The sequence below is a fragment of the Paracoccus sp. P2 genome (assembly GCF_046335115.1).
GTDB classification, from domain to species: domain Bacteria; phylum Pseudomonadota; class Alphaproteobacteria; order Rhodobacterales; family Rhodobacteraceae; genus Paracoccus; species Paracoccus pantotrophus.
The window spans coordinates 135846-153315 of the sequence record NZ_JBGOSN010000001.1 but is presented as its reverse complement, the minus strand read 5'-3'; the positions used below and the strand labels follow the sequence as shown (position 1 = coordinate 153315).

The window sequence follows — 17470 nt, the reverse complement described above, 5'->3', positions numbered from 1 at the left end:
GTTCCGGATGGGCGGGGCCTGGCGCGGCCCCGCCCGGCCTTGGTCAGGCCTCGGCCAATGCCGCGGCCCTTTCGGGCGCAGCGCCGGCGGCGCTGGCCACGGTCACGACATAGACGCCGTTCTGGTCCAGTTCGGCGACCCAGCCCGGCTCGATGACGATGGTGGTCGTCACCTCCTGGATGACCGCCGGGCCGGTGACGACGTCGCCCGCGCCCAGCTTCGCGCCGTCATAAACCGGGGTCTCGTGCTTGCGGCCCGAGGCGTCGAAGATCATCTCGCGCGTGCCCGACAGCGCCGCATGCGCGCCTGCGCCCTGCGCGATGCGCATCCGCGCCGGCCGCTCGACCGCGCCCGAGATGGCGCTTTCCACGTTCACCACCTCGACCGGGCTGTGCGGCTCGGCATAGGTGTAAAGCTCTTCGTGGCGGGCGTGGAAGGCGGCCTTGAGGCGTTCCAGCGCCGCCTCGTCGATCGGGAAGGGATCGACGCTGACCGTGCATTCATGCACCTGCCCGACATAGCGCATGTCCAGGCTGCGGCGGATGCCGATCCGGTCGGGCGCGAAATCATCGGCCAGCAGGTCGGCGCGGCCCTTGTCCTCGAGCCGGGCGAAGGTCTCGTCCAGCCGCTTGGCCGCCTCGGCCCCTTCCAGCCGCGCGGCTATGGGGGCCATGTAGTTGTATTTCACGTCCGAGATGATCTGCCCGAAGGCGCAAAGCCCCGAGGCGAGCTTGGAAACCAGCACCTTGCCGATGCCCATCTCGCGCGCCAGCGCCGTGATATGCGCGCCCGTGGCGCCGCCGGCGCAGTTCAGCACGAAGTCGCGCGGATCGTAGCCGCGCTCGACCGAGACGCGGCGGATCGCATTCACCATGTTGTTGTTGACGATGGTGAACATGCCGTAGGCCGCGGTCTCGACGCTGATGCCCAGGGGCTCGGCCAGATGCTTGCGGATCGCCTCGCGCGCCTTCTCGACGCTGAGCGGCAGGCGGCCGCCGACCAGGCCCTCGGGATTCAGGTAGCCCAGCACCAGGTTCGCATCGGTCGTCGTCGGCCTCTCGCCGCCCTTGCCGTAGCAGGCCGGGCCGGGTTCCGAGCCCGCCGATTGCGGCCCCATCTGCATCAGCCCCATCGAGTCGATCCAGCCGATCGATCCGCCGCCCGCCCCCAGGGTCTCCACCTGGATCATCGGGATGCCGATGCGATAGCGCAGGAAGTCGATGTTCTTCGACACATTGGCCTGGCCGTCGCGGGTCAGGGTGATGTCGAAGCTGGTGCCGCCCATGTCGACGGTGATGATGTCCGAAAGCCCGTAGGGCTCGCCCAGATAGAGCGCCGCGCGCGGCGCCGAGGCGGGGCCGGAATTGATCGCATAGACCGACTGGTCCGAGACCACCGACCCCAGCGCCAGCCCGCCGTTCGACTGGAAATAGCGCACCGGCTGGCGCGCGCCGAGGCCTTGGAAATAGCCGTCCACCGCCTGCACATAGCGCGACAGGATCGGCGCCAGATAGGCGTTCACCACCGCGGTCGAGGTGCGGGTATATTCGCGCAGCTGCGGATAGAGCTGGCTGCCGAGGGTCAGCGGCACGCCCGGCATCATCTCGCGCACGATCTGGGCGGCGCGGAGTTCGTGATCGGGGTGCAGTACCGACCAGACGAAGCTGATGGCGACCGATTCGACACCCTCGCGCAGGAAATGCCGGCAGGCCTCGCGCACCTCGTCTTCGTTCAGCGGCGTGCGGACGGCGCCGGTCGAGATCACCCGTTCGCTGATTCCGCGCCGCAGGTAGCGCGGCACCAGCATGGTCGCGGGCGGATAGTCCGGGTCGTAGCGATAGCCGTCCTCCTTGTGGCCGAGGCGGATCTCGATGCTGTCCTCGTGGCCCTTGGTGGCGATCAGCCCGGTCCTGGCGCCGCTATGGGTGATCAGCGCATTGAGCCCGACCGTGGTGCCGTTGATGCACAGGTCGGCGTTCGAGACGAGGTCGCGCGGGGCGATGCCCGTCTCCTCCTCGATCACGGCCAGGCCGTTCCTGATGGCCAGGGTCGGATCCTGCGGGGTGGAGAGCGCCTTGAAGATGCGCAAGCCCCCCTCGCGGTCGGCGAGGATGAAATCGGTGAAGGTGCCGCCGGCGTCGATGCCAAGGCGATATTGGTGTTTCATGGCGGGTTCCATCTTTGGCTGCGGTTCGCGGGTCCGGCGCCGGGGGCTTCGCGCCCCCGGACCCCCGCGGGGTATTTGGAAAACGGCGAAAGCCTTAGGCGGCGCGCAGGGCGGCGGTGGCGGCGTGATCGACGGTGAGGGTCGCGGCATCGGCGATGACGACGCCATAGTCGAGCCGCGCGCCCTCGAGGCTGACGAGGCCGTTCCTGACATCCTCGACCACCTTCTCGACCGGGCGGGCATAGGGGTCGCCGTAGCCGCCGCCGCCGGGATTGCGGTTCGCGGCGCGCTCGCCGGGCTGGATGGTCTCGATGACGTTTTCGGTGATGACCTGCGTCTCGCCGCCCCGCGTCACTTCCAGCCGGCCGACCTTGGGCGGGATCAGGGTGGAACGGGCGCCGGCCGCGCCCATGGCCGGGATGCGGCGGCCCTCGCCGAAGGTGACGAGCGTCATCGGGCTGTCCAGCGGCTCGACCTCCCAGCAGGTGCCCGAGCCGCCGCGGAACTGGCCGGCGCCGCCCGAATCCTGCATCAGCGAATAGCGGTGGATGATGATCGGATAGCTGTGCTCCAGCATCTCGATATCGCCCGAGGTCAGCGCGCCGAAGCAGCATTCCGGACCGCAGGCATGCCAGCCGTCCTGGCTGGCCGTGGCCCCTGCCCCCGAGATGATCGAGGCCAGCACCATGGTCACGTATTCCTCGTCATGCCGCTTGTCCCAGCCGGCGATGTTGCAGCCATTGGCATGGCCCCAGCTGGCCGAGACCTTGGCCGGCGCCGCCTGCTCGAAGGCCAGCCGCACCGCGTCGGTCAGCGTCTCCATCGGCGTGGTGGTGCAGTTCATGTGCGGCGCGGGGGATTTCGCGTTGCAGAGCGTGCCCCGGGGCCCCATGTCGGTGGTCACGCAGCGATAGAGCCCCTCGTTATAGGGCGGCGGGAGCTGCGCGAACATCATCAGCCCCAGATAGACGCCGGAATGGCTGTTGCCTTCGTAGCTGTTGATGAAATAGGGCACCTGCGGCGGCGAGCTGATGGCGATGTGGCAGCCGTCGCCCCGGATCGTCACCGTGGCGGTGATGTCCATGTCGCCGAAGCCGTGGCCCGCATCCTCGAGCACCGCCGTGCCGGTATAGGTGCCGTCGGGAACCTGGGCGATGAGCTTGCGCATATGCGCCTCGGCCATGTCCAGCAGCTCGGCGATGCAGTCCTGCACCACCTGCTTGCCATATTTGTCCATCAGCCGGACCAGGTTGCGGGCGCCGACCTGGCAGGCGCCGATCAGGGCATTGAAATCGCCCTCCTGGTCGCGGCGCGCGCGCATATTGGTCAGGATCAGGTTCATCACGTCATGGCGCGGTCTGCCGCGATCCCAGAGCTTGACCGGCGGGATGCGCAGCCCCTCGGCATAGATCTCGGTCGCGTTGGGGTTGTAGCCGGCGGGCACCGGGCCGCCGATATCGGTCAGGTGGCCCTTGCAAACGGTCCAGAACACCAGCTCGCCCTGGTAGAAGACCGGGTAATACATGCAGGTGTCGATGATATGGCTGCCGCCATGGGCCGGATCGTTGTGCAGGATCAGGTCGCCCTCGTGGATGTCGCCCTGAAAGAATTTCGCCACCGATTTCATCGCCGGGATCAGGCTGCCGAGGTGGATGGGGATGTCCTGGCCCTGCAGGATCATCTCGGGCGTGTGGTTGAAGAGCGCGGTCGAATAATCATGCGCGAGGTTGAAGACCGAGCTGCGGGCGGTCTGTTCCAGCGTCAGCGTCATCTCGCGCTGCGTGGTCTCGAGCACGCCGCGCACCACCGAAAGCGTGATGGGGTCGGGTTTGGGTCTGGTCATGGCATTTCCCTGTCTGGGCCGCATGGGCGCGCACGGGCAGGGCAGCCGGGAAACGGCTGGTTCATGGTCTTTTCTCCCTGCGGCGTGCCGCCTGGCGCGGCATCTTTTCGGTTGGACCATGGTGCGGCGGCAGCGGCGCCCGGTCTTGGCGCTGGGTGCGGAGAAACTTGTCGCTGGGCGCAGCCCTGCCGATCCATGCGGCAGGATCTGGCGCCTGCCCCGCGCGCACGTTTTCTTTTGCCCGATTGCTCGCGGCGCGCTACGAATCGCGGAACCGATGCGGGGAGGCGCATCATGACCCTGGAAAGCTACAGCACCGCCGCGGCCGCGCCGCCCGAGCGCGCGGCGCATTGGTCGGCCATCATCGCGGATACCTATTTTCCGCTGCAGCTGAGCTATCGCGACCCCGCCACCTTCCAGGGCCGGCTGGAACGGCGCGGCATGGGGCAAGTGTCGCTGTCGCGGCTGCGCACCGAGCCGGCGCGCTATGAGCGGGTGCCCGGCCTGATCCGGCAGGGCGAGGCCGAGGAATACCTGGTCACCATTCCCAGCCTGGCGCCGGTGCTGTTTCGCCAGCTGGGCCGCGACATCACCTGCGCCCCCGGCGGCTTCATCGTCGAGCGCGGCGACGAGCCCTATCGCTTCGCCTATCAGGCGCGCAACGACCTGCTGGTGATGAAGATCGCCCGCAGCGCGCTGGCCGAAAGGCTGCGCCAGCCGGACCGGCTTTGCGCCACGGTCTTCGACGGGCGCGAGGGCTTGGGCGGTCTGTTCGCCGAGACGGTGCGCCGCGCCCATGCCATGCCCGCCGATTCCGCGGCGGCAGAGGTGCTGGGCCGGCACCTGATCGAGTTGCTGGCGCTGGCGCTGGACCGGCAGGCGGAAACCGACGGCGGCGCCGCCACGGCGGTCCGCGCCGCGCATCTGAAGCGCGCGCAGGACGCGATCCTGCGCAGCCTGACCGATCCGGCCCTGTCGCCCGAGACGGTGGCGGCGGCCTGCGGCATCTCGAAACGCTATCTGCACGACCTGTTCGGCGATACCGGGACCACGGTGGCGCAATTCATCCGCGAGGCGCGGCTGAAGGCGGCGCGGGACATGCTGCAGATGCCGGGCGACCTGTCGCTGGCCGCCGTCGCCTATCGCTTCGGCTTCAGCGACCAGGCGCAGTTCTCGCGGCTGTTCCGGGCGATGTTCGGCCAGACCCCCAGCGGCTATCGCGCCGCCTGCCGCGCGGGGCGGCAGGGCTAGGGTTCAGCCCTGAAAGCGCCAGTCGCCCTCGCCAAGCGCCGGGGCCGCGCGTTCCGTCACCAGCGGGCTGCGCGAGAAGCGCAGCGGGCTGCGCAGCCCGGCGATGCCCTCGGGCGCGATGCGCAGGCCGCGCACCTGCACCTGCGGTTCGGCCAGGGCCTCGGCCACGTCGTTGACCGGGCCCGCGGGCACCCCCGCCCCTTCCAGCGCAGCGATCAGCGCGGCGCGGGTAAAGCGGGATGTGGCCTGCGTCAGCAGCGGCACCAGCCGCGCGCGGTTCGCCACCCGGGCGGGGTTGGTGGCAAAATCCGGCTCTGCCGCCAGCTCGGGCATTTCCAGCACCCGGCACAGCGCCGCGAATTGCCGGTCGTTGCCGCAGGCGACGATCAGATGCCCGTCCGAGGCCGGGAAAAGCTGATAGGGCACGATATTCGGATGCGCATTGCCCAGCCGATGCGGCACCGCGCCGCCCAGCAGGTAATTCGTTGCCTGATTGGCCAGAACCGCCACCCCGCAATCCAGAAGCGACAGGTCCAGATGCTGGCCCAGACCCGACCGCGCCCGCTCGGCCAGCGCGGCCTGCACGGCGATCACCCCGTAAAGGCCGGTGAAGATGTCGATCCAGGCCACGCCGACCTTTTGCGGCTCGCCCTGCGGATCGCCGGTCAGGTCCATGATGCCCGACATGCCCTGGATCAGGAAATCATAGCCCGGCTGCGCCGCGCGCGGCCCGTCCTGCCCGAAGCCGGTGATCGAGGCATAGACCAACCGCGGATTGCGCGCCGAAAGCGTCTGGTAGTCCAGCCCGAACTTGCGCAATCCGCCCAGCTTGAAATTCTCGATCACCACATCGGCCTGGTCGATCAGCGCCCGCAGCCGCTCCAGGTCGGCGGGGTCATTGAAGTCGCAGGTGACGGAACGCTTGCCGCGATTGGCGGCGTGGAAATAGGCCGCGACCCGTTCGGTGGTGCCGTCTGCACGCGGCCGCTCGATGAAGGGCGGGCCCCAGCGGCGGGTGTCGTCGCCCTCGGGCGCCTCGACCTTGATCACCTCGGCGCCCAGATCGGCCAGCGTCTGGCCGATCCACGGCCCGGCAAGGATGCGCGCCAGTTCGACGACGCGCAGCCCCTTCAGCGCCGGCTGATCCATCACGCGAACGCCTGGATGCCGGTCTGCGCCCGGCCCAGGATCAGCGCATGCACGTCATGCGTGCCCTCATAGGTGTTCACCGTCTCCAGGTTCTGCGCGTGCCGCATGACGTGATAGCCGATCTGGATGCCGTTGCCGCCATGCATGTCGCGGGCCTGGCGGGCGATCTCCAGCGCCTTGCCGCAATTGTTGCGCTTGACGATGGAGATCATCTCGGGCGCGAACTTGCCCTCGTCGAAAAGCCGCCCGACCCGCAGGCTGGCTTGCAGGCCCAGGGCGATCTCGGTCTGCATGTCGGCGAGCTTTTTCTGGTAAAGCTGCGTCGCGGCCAGCGGGCGGTTGAACTGGTGGCGATCCAGCCCGTATTGCCGGGCGCGGAACCAGCAATCCTCGGCCGCGCCCATCGCGCCCCAGGAAATGCCATAGCGCGCGCGGTTCAGACAGCCGAAGGGACCGCCCATGCCCTCGATATTCGGAAGCAGCGCGTCCTCGCCAACCTCGACATTCTCCATCACGATCTCGCCGGTGATCGAGGCGCGCAGGCTCAGCTTGCCCTCGATCTTGGGCGCCGAAAGGCCGGGCGTGCCCTTGTCCAGCACGAAGCCGCGCACCTTGCCGCCATGCGCCTCGGACTTGGCCCAGACCACGAAGACATCGGCGATGGGCGCGTTCGAGATCCACATCTTGGACCCGTTCAGCACATAGCCGCCCTGGGTCTTGCGGGCCACGGTGCGCATCCCGGCGGGGTCGGAGCCCGCGTCCGGCTCGGTCAGGCCGAAGCAGCCGATGAACTCGCCCGAGGCCAGTTTCGGCAGGTATTTCTGCTTCTGCGCCTCGCTGCCATAGGCCTCGATCGGGAACATCACCAGCGAGCTCTGCACCGAGGCCATCGAGCGATAGCCCGAATCGATGCGCTCGATCTCGCGCGCGACCAGCCCATAGGCGACGTAAGAGGCGCCGACGCCGCCATAGGCCTCGTCCACGGTGACGCCCAGCAGGCCCGAGGCGCCCATCTCGCGGAATATCTCGGGATCGGTTTCCTCGTTCAGATAGGCGGCCTCGACGCGCGGCGCCAGCCGGTCGGCGGCAAAGGCCGCGGCGGTGTCGCGGATCATCCGCTCTTCCTCGGTCAGCTGATCCTCAAGCAGGAACGGGTCGGACCACGAGAAAGGGCTGCCCTTGTGCGATTTCGTCGTCACGTCATGCCTCATGCGCTGATGCTTGTCGGATCATTCATTACCGCTTTCAAACCGGGCCGGAAAATGGATAATCCTCATTACTTCATGCATGGGGTGAATGTTCTTGCGGCAAAGGCGCTTTCTTCCGAACCTCAGCCTGCTGCTGGCCTTCGATGCGGTGATGCGCACCGGCTCGGTCACCGGCGCGGCGCAGGACCTGGGGCTGACGCAAAGCACGGTCAGCCGGCTGCTGCAAAGCCTGGAGGCGCAATTGGGGCAGGAGTTGTTCATCCGCCACAAGAAGCGCCTGACCCCGACCGAGGCGGCCGAGCGGTATTTCCGCGACATTTCCGCCGCGCTCGACCTGATCCAGCGCGGCAGCATGTCGCTGATCGCCAATCCCGACGGCGGCAGCCTGGACCTTGCGGTGCTGCCGACCTTTGCCACGCGCTGGCTGGCGCCGCGGCTGCCGGATTTCCTGTCGGCCCATCCGGGGGTGTCGATCAACCTGACGACCCGCTTCCGTCGCTTCAGCTTCGACGAAGAGCCCTTTGACGCGATGATCTTTTACGGCCGGGACAACTGGCCGGGGGCCGAGCACCTGAAGCTGTTCGACGAAAGGCTGACCGCCTGCGCCGCGCCCGATCTGCTGGCACGAAGGCCGGTGGCCGCGCCCGCCGATCTGGCCGGAATGGTGCTGCTGCAATTGCCGACCCGCCCGGACGCCTGGCAGGCATGGTTCCGGGGCCAGGGCGCCGAGCCGCCGGCGCCGCTGGACGGGATGATGATGGACCAGTTCTCGATGATGATCCAGGCGGCGATCTCGGGGCTGGGGATCGCGCTGCTGCCCGATTACCTGGCCCGGGTCGAGATCGCCGAGGGCCGGCTGGCGCCGGTGCTGCGGCAGGGCGTGCCGGGCAGCGGCGCCTATTGGCTGGCCTGGCCGGCGCGCAAGGCAGGGTTGAAGCCGCTGGCGGCCTTTCGCGACTGGATCGCCGCCCGCATGGCGCGGGACGGCATGGGATAGGGACCGTCCCGCCTTCAGGCCGGGACCAGCGCCGCCTCGATGGCCGCTTCCAGGATCGCCAGCGCCTCGGACAGCTGCGCGTCGGGAATGGTCAGCGGCGGCAGCAGGCGGATGACGTTGTAGCGCGTACCGCAGGACAGCAGGATCAGCCCGCGCGCCTCGGCCTCGGCCACGATGGCGGCGGTCAGTTGCGCGTCGGGCTGGCTGCGGTCGCCGGGCTGCACCAGCTCGAAAGCGTTCATCGCGCCAAGCCCGCGCACGTCGCCGATGGCCGAGAAGCGTTCGGCCAGCTTTTGCAGGCGCGAGCGGATGGCCGAGCCGATTTCCTCGGCGCGGGCGCAAAGGTCTTCGTCCTCGATCACCTCCAGCACCGCCAGCGCGGCGGCGATGGCCAGCGGGTTGCCGGCATAGGTGCCGCCCAGCCCGCCCGGCGCGGGCGCGTCCACGATCTCGGCCCGGCCGGTGACGGCGGACAGCGGAAAGCCCCCGGCCAGCCCTTTGGCCATGGTCACCAGGTCGGGCGCGACGCCGGAATGCTGGAACCCGAACATGCGGCCGGTGCGGGCCATGCCGGCCTGGATCTCGTCGCCGATCAGCACGATGCCGTGGCTGTCGCAGATGCGGCGCAGCGCAGCCAGGAACTCGGGCGGCGCGACGTTGAAGCCGCCCTCGCCCTGCACCGGCTCGACGATGATCGCCGCCACCCGCCGGGGGTCGATGGACGAGGCCAGCAGCGTCTCCAGATGCGCGACGGCCTGCGCGACCGACACGCCCGCCATGGCGTTGGGGAAGATCGCGTGATGAATCTCGGGCGGCATGGCGCCGAAACCGGCCTTGTAGGGCGCCACCTTGCCGGTCAGCGCCATGCCCAGAAGCGTGCGGCCATGGAAGGCGCCGTTGAAGGCGATCACGCCCGAGCGCCCGGTAAAGGCCCGCGCCATCTTCACCGCATTCTCGACCGCCTCGGCGCCGGTGGTGGCGAACATGGTCTTTTTCGCGAAATCGCCGGGGGTCAGCGCGTTCAGCCGCTCGGCCAGGGCGACATAGGATTCATAGGGCGCGACATGGAAGCAGGTATGGGTGAAGTCCTGCATCTGGCGCTGGACCGCCTCGATCACCTTGGGATGGCGATGGCCGGTGTTGTTCACCGCGATGCCGGCGGCGAAATCCAGCATCCGCCGGCCCTCGGCGGTCCAAAGCTCGGCATTCTCGGCCCGGACGGCATAGATGTCCCGCGTGCCGACACCCCGCGCCACCGCCGCCTTGCGCCGCTCGATCAACTGCTTCGATTCCATGTGCAGACCTCCATGCTGATGGAATCGGCTTACACGACGCTCAATATCTTGAGCAATGACTTTCTTCGATCTGCGGCAAGATGCGGAACTGGTGCGCAACCCCCGGCCCTGCTAACCTGCCGCAAAACGGCATCGGGGCAAGGATGAGCGATTTCGACGTGGGCGCGCGGCTGAAAGAGCTGCGCAGCGCGGCAAACATGTCGCAGCGGCAGCTGGCCGAGGCTTCGGGCGTACCGCATGGCCAGATCTCGATGATCGAGACCGGGCGCTCCAGCCCCTCGGTCGCCTCGCTGCGCAAGATCCTTGGCGGGCTGGGCGTCACCATGTCCGAGTTCTTCGAGCCCGACCTGCCGCAAAGCCCGCAACCCTTCTTCACCCCGGCCGAGTTGCGCGACCTGACCTCGCGGCTTTATTCCGCCGCGCAGGGGCCGGTCGGGCGCATGACCCTGCGCCAGGTCGGCGACGCGCGGCTGCACAACCTGCAAATCTTGCACGAACGCTATGAGCCGGGCGCCGATACCGGCGAGACCATGCTGGCCCATCACGGCAGCGAGGGCGGCATCGTCATCGCCGGCGAGATCGAGCTGATCGTGGCCGACCAGAGCCGGGTGCTGAAGGCGGGGGACAGCTACCTCTTCGCCTCGACCCAGCCGCACCGCTTCCGCAACATCTCGGACCGCGAGGCGGTGGTGGTCAGCGCCTGCACGCCGCCCTATCTCTAGCCCCTGATTTCTAACCCTTGCGGGTGACGAAGCGGGTCTGCAGATAGGCGCCGATCGCCTCGGAACCGCCCTCGGTCCCCATGCCGGAATCGCCGATGCCGCCAAAGGGCAATTCCGGCAGCGACAGGCCGATATGGTTGATGGTCAGCATTCCGGCCTGGATTTCATCCTGCAACCGCTGCGCGCGGGCCGAACTGCCCGTCCAGGCATAGCTGGCCAAGCCATAGGGCAGCCGGTTCGCCTCGGCAAAGGCTTCGTCGTCGCTGCGAAACCGGTTGACCACGGCGATGGGGCCGAAGGGCTCCTCGTTCATCACCGCCGCATCCGCCGGCACGTCGGTCAGCACGGTCGGGGCAAAGAACCAGCCCTCGTTGCCGATCCGCGCCCCGCCGGTCGCCAGCCGCGCGCCGCGGTCCAGCGCGTCGCGGATCAGCCGCTCGATGGCGGGGATGCGGCGCTCGTTGGCCAGCGGCCCCATGGCGCTGTCCGGGTCCATGCCCGGCCCGACCTTGGCGGCAGCCAGTGCGGCGGTGAAACCTTCGGTGAAGCGGTCTGCCACCGCCTCTTGCACCAGGAAGCGGGTGGGCGAGATGCAGACCTGCCCGGCATTGCGCAGTTTCGCGGCCGCCATGGCCGCCACCGCCGCATCGACATCGGCATCGTCGAAGACCAGTACCGGCGCATGGCCGCCCAGCTCCATGGTGGCGGGCTTCATGTGCAGCCCCGCCAGCGCCGCCAGCTGCTTGCCCACCGCCGTCGAGCCGGTGAAGGACACCTTGCGGATCACCGGATGCGGGATCAGGTAGCCCGAGATTTCGGCCGGGTCGCCATAGACCAGGTTCACCACCCCCGCCGGCACCCCGGCATCGGCAAAGCAGCGGATCAGTTCGGCCGGCGAGGCCGGAGTTTCCTCGGGCGCCTTGACGATGATGGTGCAGCCCGCCGCCAGCGCGGCGGAAACCTTGCGAACCGCCTGATTGATCGGGAAATTCCACGGCGTGAAGGCGGCGACCGGGCCCAGCGGCTCCTTGACCGTCAGCTGGGTGACACCCGGCACGCGGGGCGGGATGACCTGGCCATAGCTGCGGCGCGCCTCTTCGGCGAACCATTCGATGATCTCGGCCCCGGCCAGGGTCTCGGTCCGCGCCTGGGCCAGCGGCTTGCCCTGTTCGGCGACCATCAGCGCGGCGATGGGCTCGGCGCGCTCGCGCAAGAGCGCCGCCGCCTTGCGCATCAGGTCCGAGCGGTGCAGCGGCGAACTGCGCCGCCATTCCGCAAAGGCGCGGTCGGCGGCGGCCAGCGCCTGATCCAGGTCGGCGAGGCCGGCATGGGCGACGCGGCCGATCTCGGCGCCGGTGGCCGGGTTCAGAACCGGCAGGCTGCGCCCGTCCTGCGCCGGACGCCAGATTCCGTCGATGAAAAGCTGCGTGTTCGGATAGCTCATCCTGTCCCCCTGCTGGAATCGGCCGTCGGCCGGTCCGGTCATAGGGCAAGGCCGGGCGGTTTTCAATCCAATTGCTCAATATCCTGAACGCAGGCTTTCTGCATGATTGCGCATCGGCCGGAGCCCGGCCCTAGCCTCCCCCACCGCCGCCGAACAGCAGGTTGAAGAAGCGCGAGCCGATGATGAACGAGCCGACGGTGACGATCCCGGCCGCCAGCGTCATCTTGGTTCCCAGGGGCACCTCTGCCCCGGATTTCGTCCGACCGAACAGCTGAAAGAAGAAGGCCAGGATCACGACAAAGGACGGCAGCAGGTTTTCCAGCAAGGTATCCTTGCTCAGATAGGTCAGATAGGCGACCAGTAGCCCGATAAAGGAAAAGAATGTCAGTTCGAACGGCGCGAGAACCTTTTCCCCTTCATCGAAGCGGATGAAAAGCAGCAGGACCAGCGGAAAGGTGATCGCGAAGAATATGGCAGGCAGCAGGTCCGAAAGCGCCAAAAGGAAATTGAAAAGCGAAAGCTGGGCCCGAGAGACGACGTTGCTCCAGTCCAGCAGCATCTAACCCTGCCCCAGGCGGCAAGGATCGCTGGCATAGCAACTATGCAGGCGATCCCTGGAACTGGCGGCCTCGTCGCGATAAATGCCCATGAACTGATCGTAAAGCCGATAATACCGGCTGGAAGCCTTGTTCGAGACCGAACATTGCCCGCGTTCCTCGGCGATCCGGCGGTCGTAATTGCCTTTCTCGTTCGGGGAAAGGTCGCCCCTGCCGGCGGCCGCACTCACCCTGGCCTCGACAATAAGCAGATCGCGGCAGATCTGCTCTATCGCCTCGTTGAACGCCTCGAGATGCGTGACTCGGTAAAGCTCCAGATCCCGGCGATACCTGATCAGGCTGTCCAGCTTTTTCAGGCTGTTATCGACCTGCGGAAAAGCTTCGCTCAGCAACTGCCGCCGGGTCTGCACATCAATCGGGACCGGGAAGCCGAACTCGTCTCCGTCCTGGGCGAAGGCCCCCGTGCCCAGGAAAGAAACCGCCAGTAAAACGAAGGCAACCCGCATACCATTCCCCGATGTGGCGCGCATCCATGCTGCCACAACCCGGGGGATGTGTCATCCGTCCATCTTCAATGCCTGGATGAATGCCGTCTGCGGGATCTCGACCTTGCCGAACTGGCGCATCTTCTTCTTGCCGGCCTTTTGCTTTTCCAAGAGCTTCTTCTTGCGCGTCGCATCGCCGCCATAGCATTTCGCCGTCACGTCCTTGCGCAGCGCCGAAAGCGTCTCGCGCGCGATCACCCGGCTGCCGATGGCGGCCTGGATCGGGATCTTGAACATGTGGCGCGGGATCAGCTCCTTCAGCTTTTCCACCATCGCCCGGCCGCGGCTTTCGGCACGGTCGCGGTGGACCATGATCGCCAGCGCGTCCACCGGCTCGTCATTCACCAGGATCGACATCTTGACCAGATAATCCTCGCGATATTCGCTGATCTGGTAATCGAAGCTGGCATAGCCCTTGGTCACGGATTTCAGCCGGTCGTAGAAATCGAAGACCACCTCGGCCAGCGGCAGGTCATAGACCACCATCGCCCGGTTGCCGGCATAGGTCAGGTCCATCTGGATGCCGCGGCGGTCCTGGCAAAGCTTCAGCACGTCGCCCAGGTATTCGTCGGGCACCATGATCGTGGCCTTGATGCGCGGCTCCTCGATATGGTCGATCAGCGTCAGGTCGGGCATGTCGGCGGGGTTGTGCAGCTCGCGCACCTCGCCGTCGCGCATGTGCAGCCGGAACACCACCGAGGGCGCGGTGGTGATCAGGTCCAGGTCGTATTCGCGCTCCAGCCGGTCGCGGATCACCTCGAGGTGCAGAAGGCCCAGGAAGCCGCAGCGGAAGCCGAACCCCAGCGCGGCCGAGGTCTCCATCTCGTAGGAGAAGCTGGCATCGTTCAGCGCCAGCTTCTCGATGGCGTCGCGCAGCGCCTCGAAATCATTGGCATCGACCGGAAAGAGGCCGCAGAACACCACCGGCTGCGCCGGCTTGAAGCCCGGCAACGGCTTGTCGGTGCCCTTGCGCTCATGCGTGATGGTGTCGCCGACGCGGGTGTCGCGCACCTGCTTGATCGAGGCGGTCAAAACGCCGATCTCGCCCGGCCCCAGCTCGGCAATATCCTGCATCTGCGGCCGCAGCACGGCGAGCTTGTCGATGCCGTAGACGGCATTGGTCTGCATCATGCGGATGCGGTCGCCCTTGCGGATCACCCCGTCCATGACCCGGATCATCACCACGACGCCCAGATAGGGGTCATACCACGAATCGACCAGCATCGCCTTCAAGGGCGCGTCGCGGTCGCCCTTGGGGGCCGGCAGGCGGGTGACGATGGCCTCCAGCACCTCGGGGATGCCAAGGCCGGTCTTGGCCGAGATCTCGATGGCGTCATGGGCGTCGATGCCGATCACGTCCTCGATCTGTTCCTTGACGCGGTCGGGCTCGGCGGCGGGCAGGTCGATCTTGTTCAGCACCGGCACGATCTCGTGCCCGGCGTCGATGGCCTGATAGACATTGGCCAGGGTCTGCGCCTCGACCCCCTGCGTCGCGTCCACGACCAGCAGGCTGCCCTCGACCGCGCGCATCGACCGGCTGACCTCATAGGCGAAGTCGACATGGCCGGGGGTGTCGATCAGGTTCAGCACATAGGTCCGCCCGTCTCGCGCGGGGTATTCGATGCGCACGGTGTTGGCCTTGATGGTGATGCCCCGCTCGCGCTCGATATCCATGCTGTCGAGCAGCTGGGCCTTCATGTCGCGTTCGGCGACCGTACCCGTCAGCTGGATCAGGCGGTCGGCCAGGGTGGATTTGCCGTGGTCGATATGGGCCACGATCGAGAAATTGCGGATGAGGTCAAGGTCGGTCATGGCCGGGCTATACAAGGGCTTTGGCGTTGCGGAAAGAGGGTTCATGAGGCGGTGACGAAACCGGCCTCGCGCAGCCGGCGGCGGCGCAGCGCGGCCTCGCGCCACATGGTGTAGCAGCCCGAGCCGACGATGATCGCGGCGCCGGTCAGCGTCAGCGCATCCGGACGCTCGCCGAAGACCAGGAAGGCCAGGATCAGGGCAAAGACCAGCCTTGCATAGCGATAGGGGGCAAGCGCCGAGGCCTCGCCCACGCGGGTTGCGGTGACCAGCAGCGCATAGCCGCCGACGCCCAGGGTGATGCAGGCCAGCAACAGCAGCCATTGCCGCGGGCTGGGCAGGACGAAGTCCTGCCCCAGCGCCAGCCCCATCAGCACCGCGGCGATCAGGATGGCGAAGAAGGCCGAGGCGGCCAGCTGGTCGGAATGGATATGCGCCGGCACGCGGCGGGTGGCGATGTCGCGCGCCGCCAGCCCCACCACCGCCAGCAGCGCCATCAGCGACACCGGCTGGAACCCCGCCAGCCCCGGCCGGATCACCAAGAGCACGCCCAGGAAGCCGACGATGATCGCGCTCCAGCGCCGCCAGCCGACCGGCTCGCCCAGAAACAGCGCCGCGCCCAGCACGATGGCCAGGGGCAGCGCCTGCATGATCGCCGAGGTTGAGGACAGCTCGGTCAGCGCCAGCGCCACGACGATGCCGATCGAGCCAACCGCCTCGGCCAGGTTGCGAAACAGCACGATGGGCCGGACCAGGTCGCGGGTGAACAGCCGCCCGCGCTTGAGCTTCAGCATGGCGCCAAAGGCGAGAAAGCCCAGAAGCCCGATCAGGGCCAGCACCTGCGCATAGGGCAGTTCGGCCGCAAGCAGCTTGATGAACATGTCCTCGAAGGCGAACAGCACCATCGAGACGACCATCAGGATCGCGCCACGGAAGTTTTCGGTGACCATTGGTCGCAGCCTCATGAGGGGGAGTTGCGCCCGTGGCGCCGCGACGCGATCATAGGCTGCTTCCCGGACAAGCGAAAGGCCGGGCCAGACGAAAAACGGGTGAAAGGACGGGCCGATGAAATTCCGCGTCGAGGACATGAGCTGCGGCCATTGCACGGCGGCCATCGAAAAGGCGGTGGCCGAGGCGGGCGGCAGGGCCGCGACCGACCTCGCCAGCCGCAGCGTCACGGTCGAGGGGCTGGATGCCGCCCGCGCGGCCGAGGTGATTCGCGACGCCGGCTATACGCCCGAACCGGCCTGACCGCATATCTTGGGGCGCGCGCCCCCGCGGCCGCCATCCTTTGGCCCCCTGCGCCGCCCCGCCGCAATTGAGGCAAGGGGCGGCTTCTGCTAAGCTCCGCCGGACAAGAGCGCGGCGGAAAGAGGGTGCGCAGCCCCGTTGCCGTGGCAGGAGCCGAGGAGACAGAGATGTTCAACCGATTGATGATCGCCGCCGCCACGGTGGTGCTGACCACGCCGCTCGCCGTGGCAGGCCCGATCGATTCCGCCTGCATCCGTTCGGAGCGGGGCGCCCGCAACGGCCAGGCCTGTCGCTGCATCCAGCAGGTCGCCGACCAGACGCTGTCGCGCTCGGACCAGCGCCGCGCGGCGCGCTTCTTCCGCGACGCCGATGCGGCGCAAGAAGTGCGCATGTCGAAAAGCGATGCCGACAACGCCTTCTGGGCCCGCTACAAGAATTTCGCCGCCGCGGCCGAGGCCTATTGCGCACGCTGAGCCGGGGATGCGCATCACCGTGCTGACGGGGGCAGGCATCTCGGCCGAAAGCGGGATCAGGACGTTCCGTGCCACCGACGGGCTGTGGGAAGAGCACCGCATCGAGGACGTCGCCACGCCCGAGGGCTTTCGGCGCGACCCGGCGCTGGTGCATCGCTTCTACAACCAGCGCCGCGCCGATGCCGCCCGCGCCCGGCCCAACGCGGCGCATCGGGCTCTGGCGCGGCTGGCGCAACGGCACGAGCTGACCCTGGTCACGCAGAACGTGGACGACCTGCACGAGCGCGGCGGCTCGGCCGAGGTGATCCACATGCATGGCAGCCTGCTCGGCGCGCTCTGCGCCGGCTGCGGCCACCGCTGGCCGGCGGCGCTGGTGATGCGCCCGCCCGATCCCTGCCCGGCCTGCGGCAAGGCCCTGGCCCGGCCCGACATCGTCTGGTTCGGCGAGATCCCCTATCACATGGAGCGGATCTGGAAGGCGGTCGAAAGCGCCGAGCTCTTTGCCGCCATCGGCACATCGGGCCTGGTCTATCCCGCCGCCGGCCTGGCCCAGCACGCCCGCCGCAACGGCGCCCATACCATCGAGCTGAACCTGGCTGCCTCGGCCGTCAGCCGCGACTTCGCCGAACGCCGCCTCGGCGCCGCGACCGAGGTGGTGCCGCAATGGGTGGATGCGCTCTGCCCCTAGGCGCCGCCTTCCGGCTTCTTTCTTGTGCAAATATCCTGGGGGAACGCCGCGCCGGCCCCGTCGAGGGGCCG

General features: G+C 67.8%; 16 protein-coding genes. 6 read left to right on the top strand and 10 right to left on the bottom strand.

The window, feature by feature from the left end; translation table 11 throughout:
* Positions 1-43 precede the first annotated feature (43 nt).
* Positions 44-2167 (bottom strand): hydantoinase/oxoprolinase family protein, encoded by a 2124-nt coding sequence (locus tag ACDP63_RS00740; RefSeq protein WP_024842546.1) that lies wholly within the window; start codon positions 2165-2167, stop codon positions 44-46.
* A 94-nt stretch (positions 2168-2261) separates the two neighbouring features.
* On the bottom strand, positions 2262-4010 hold the full coding sequence (locus ACDP63_RS00735) for a hydantoinase B/oxoprolinase family protein (protein WP_024842545.1): 1749 nt from the start codon (positions 4008-4010) through the stop codon (positions 2262-2264).
* Between the two features lie 294 nt (positions 4011-4304).
* Here ACDP63_RS00735 and ACDP63_RS00730 point away from each other — a divergent pair, with 294 nt between their 5' ends.
* Entirely contained in the window at positions 4305-5261 is a 957-nt protein-coding gene (locus tag ACDP63_RS00730) for a helix-turn-helix domain-containing protein (RefSeq protein ID WP_024842544.1), read from the top strand.
* Positions 5262-5264: 3 nt separating this feature from the next.
* Here ACDP63_RS00730 and ACDP63_RS00725 read toward each other — a convergent pair whose 3' ends face one another.
* A complete protein-coding gene (locus ACDP63_RS00725) occupies positions 5265-6410 on the bottom strand; it encodes a CaiB/BaiF CoA transferase family protein (RefSeq protein WP_028709823.1) in 1146 nt (381 codons plus the stop codon).
* The gene (locus ACDP63_RS00720; protein WP_024842543.1) at positions 6410-7621 is read right to left on the bottom strand and encodes an acyl-CoA dehydrogenase; all 1212 of its coding nucleotides are present in this window, start codon (positions 7619-7621) and stop codon (positions 6410-6412) included. The genes ACDP63_RS00725 and ACDP63_RS00720 overlap by 1 nt, the downstream gene beginning before the upstream one ends.
* A gap of 85 nt (positions 7622-7706) precedes the next feature.
* Between ACDP63_RS00720 and ACDP63_RS00715 the strand changes: the two genes are divergently transcribed.
* The gene (locus tag ACDP63_RS00715) at positions 7707-8615 is read left to right on the top strand and encodes a LysR family transcriptional regulator (RefSeq protein ID WP_309473515.1); all 909 of its coding nucleotides are present in this window, start codon (positions 7707-7709) and stop codon (positions 8613-8615) included.
* Between the two features lie 14 nt (positions 8616-8629).
* Here the strand turns inward: ACDP63_RS00715 and gabT are convergent, their stop codons facing one another.
* Positions 8630-9910: a 4-aminobutyrate--2-oxoglutarate transaminase gene (gabT, locus tag ACDP63_RS00710; RefSeq protein ID WP_024842541.1), complete on the bottom strand. Its 1281-nt coding sequence runs from the start codon at positions 9908-9910 to the stop codon at positions 8630-8632.
* 143 nt (positions 9911-10053) lie between these two features.
* Here gabT and ACDP63_RS00705 point away from each other — a divergent pair, with 143 nt between their 5' ends.
* Positions 10054-10632: a cupin domain-containing protein gene (locus tag ACDP63_RS00705; protein WP_024842540.1), complete on the top strand. Its 579-nt coding sequence runs from the start codon at positions 10054-10056 to the stop codon at positions 10630-10632.
* 10 nt (positions 10633-10642) lie between these two features.
* Here the strand turns inward: ACDP63_RS00705 and ACDP63_RS00700 are convergent, their stop codons facing one another.
* The 5 genes from ACDP63_RS00700 to ACDP63_RS00680 form a co-directional block, all read right to left on the bottom strand.
* Positions 10643-12076 carry an NAD-dependent succinate-semialdehyde dehydrogenase gene (locus ACDP63_RS00700; protein WP_024842539.1) on the bottom strand — a complete coding sequence of 478 codons (1434 nt, stop codon included), beginning with the start codon at positions 12074-12076 and terminating at the stop codon, positions 10643-10645.
* A gap of 130 nt (positions 12077-12206) precedes the next feature.
* Entirely contained in the window at positions 12207-12635 is a 429-nt protein-coding gene (locus ACDP63_RS00695) for a hypothetical protein (protein WP_024842538.1), read from the bottom strand.
* Positions 12636-13139 (bottom strand): hypothetical protein, encoded by a 504-nt coding sequence (locus ACDP63_RS00690; RefSeq protein WP_024842537.1) that lies wholly within the window; start codon positions 13137-13139, stop codon positions 12636-12638. It lies immediately after the preceding gene.
* Positions 13140-13190: 51 nt separating this feature from the next.
* On the bottom strand, positions 13191-14990 hold the full coding sequence (gene lepA, locus ACDP63_RS00685) for a translation elongation factor 4 (RefSeq protein WP_024842536.1): 1800 nt from the start codon (positions 14988-14990) through the stop codon (positions 13191-13193).
* Positions 14991-15031: 41 nt separating this feature from the next.
* Positions 15032-15937 (bottom strand): DMT family transporter, encoded by a 906-nt coding sequence (locus ACDP63_RS00680; RefSeq protein ID WP_024842535.1) that lies wholly within the window; start codon positions 15935-15937, stop codon positions 15032-15034.
* A 115-nt stretch (positions 15938-16052) separates the two neighbouring features.
* Between ACDP63_RS00680 and ACDP63_RS00675 the strand changes: the two genes are divergently transcribed.
* From ACDP63_RS00675 to ACDP63_RS00665, 3 genes are all read left to right on the top strand, one after another.
* Positions 16053-16238 (top strand): heavy-metal-associated domain-containing protein, encoded by a 186-nt coding sequence (locus tag ACDP63_RS00675; protein ID WP_024842534.1) that lies wholly within the window; start codon positions 16053-16055, stop codon positions 16236-16238.
* Between the two features lie 167 nt (positions 16239-16405).
* Positions 16406-16711 (top strand): hypothetical protein, encoded by a 306-nt coding sequence (locus ACDP63_RS00670; RefSeq protein WP_409927627.1) that lies wholly within the window; start codon positions 16406-16408, stop codon positions 16709-16711.
* Between the two features lie 7 nt (positions 16712-16718).
* The gene (locus tag ACDP63_RS00665) at positions 16719-17399 is read left to right on the top strand and encodes an NAD-dependent deacylase (RefSeq protein ID WP_024842532.1); all 681 of its coding nucleotides are present in this window, start codon (positions 16719-16721) and stop codon (positions 17397-17399) included.
* The last annotated feature ends 71 nt before the right edge of the window (positions 17400-17470 follow it).

Bases quoted from the DNA above. Each gene is read 5' to 3' on its own strand.
- ACDP63_RS00740 (WP_024842546.1), bottom strand. From the start codon at position 2,167: ATGAAACACCAATATCGCCTTGGCATCGACGCCGGCGGCACCTTCACC.
- ACDP63_RS00735 (WP_024842545.1), bottom strand. From the start codon at position 4,010: ATGACCAGACCCAAACCCGACCCCATCACGCTTTCGGTGGTGCGCGGC.
- ACDP63_RS00730 (WP_024842544.1), top strand. From the start codon at position 4,305: ATGACCCTGGAAAGCTACAGCACCGCCGCGGCCGCGCCGCCCGAGCGC.
- ACDP63_RS00725 (WP_028709823.1), bottom strand. From the start codon at position 6,410: ATGGATCAGCCGGCGCTGAAGGGGCTGCGCGTCGTCGAACTGGCGCGC.
- ACDP63_RS00720 (WP_024842543.1), bottom strand. From the start codon at position 7,621: ATGAGGCATGACGTGACGACGAAATCGCACAAGGGCAGCCCTTTCTCG.
- ACDP63_RS00715 (WP_309473515.1), top strand. From the start codon at position 7,707: ATGTTCTTGCGGCAAAGGCGCTTTCTTCCGAACCTCAGCCTGCTGCTG.
- gabT (WP_024842541.1), bottom strand. From the start codon at position 9,910: ATGGAATCGAAGCAGTTGATCGAGCGGCGCAAGGCGGCGGTGGCGCGG.
- ACDP63_RS00705 (WP_024842540.1), top strand. From the start codon at position 10,054: ATGAGCGATTTCGACGTGGGCGCGCGGCTGAAAGAGCTGCGCAGCGCG.
- ACDP63_RS00700 (WP_024842539.1), bottom strand. From the start codon at position 12,076: ATGAGCTATCCGAACACGCAGCTTTTCATCGACGGAATCTGGCGTCCG.
- ACDP63_RS00695 (WP_024842538.1), bottom strand. From the start codon at position 12,635: ATGCTGCTGGACTGGAGCAACGTCGTCTCTCGGGCCCAGCTTTCGCTT.
- ACDP63_RS00690 (WP_024842537.1), bottom strand. From the start codon at position 13,139: ATGCGGGTTGCCTTCGTTTTACTGGCGGTTTCTTTCCTGGGCACGGGG.
- lepA (WP_024842536.1), bottom strand. From the start codon at position 14,990: ATGACCGACCTTGACCTCATCCGCAATTTCTCGATCGTGGCCCATATC.
- ACDP63_RS00680 (WP_024842535.1), bottom strand. From the start codon at position 15,937: ATGGTCACCGAAAACTTCCGTGGCGCGATCCTGATGGTCGTCTCGATG.
- ACDP63_RS00675 (WP_024842534.1), top strand. From the start codon at position 16,053: ATGAAATTCCGCGTCGAGGACATGAGCTGCGGCCATTGCACGGCGGCC.
- ACDP63_RS00670 (WP_409927627.1), top strand. From the start codon at position 16,406: ATGTTCAACCGATTGATGATCGCCGCCGCCACGGTGGTGCTGACCACG.
- ACDP63_RS00665 (WP_024842532.1), top strand. From the start codon at position 16,719: ATGCGCATCACCGTGCTGACGGGGGCAGGCATCTCGGCCGAAAGCGGG.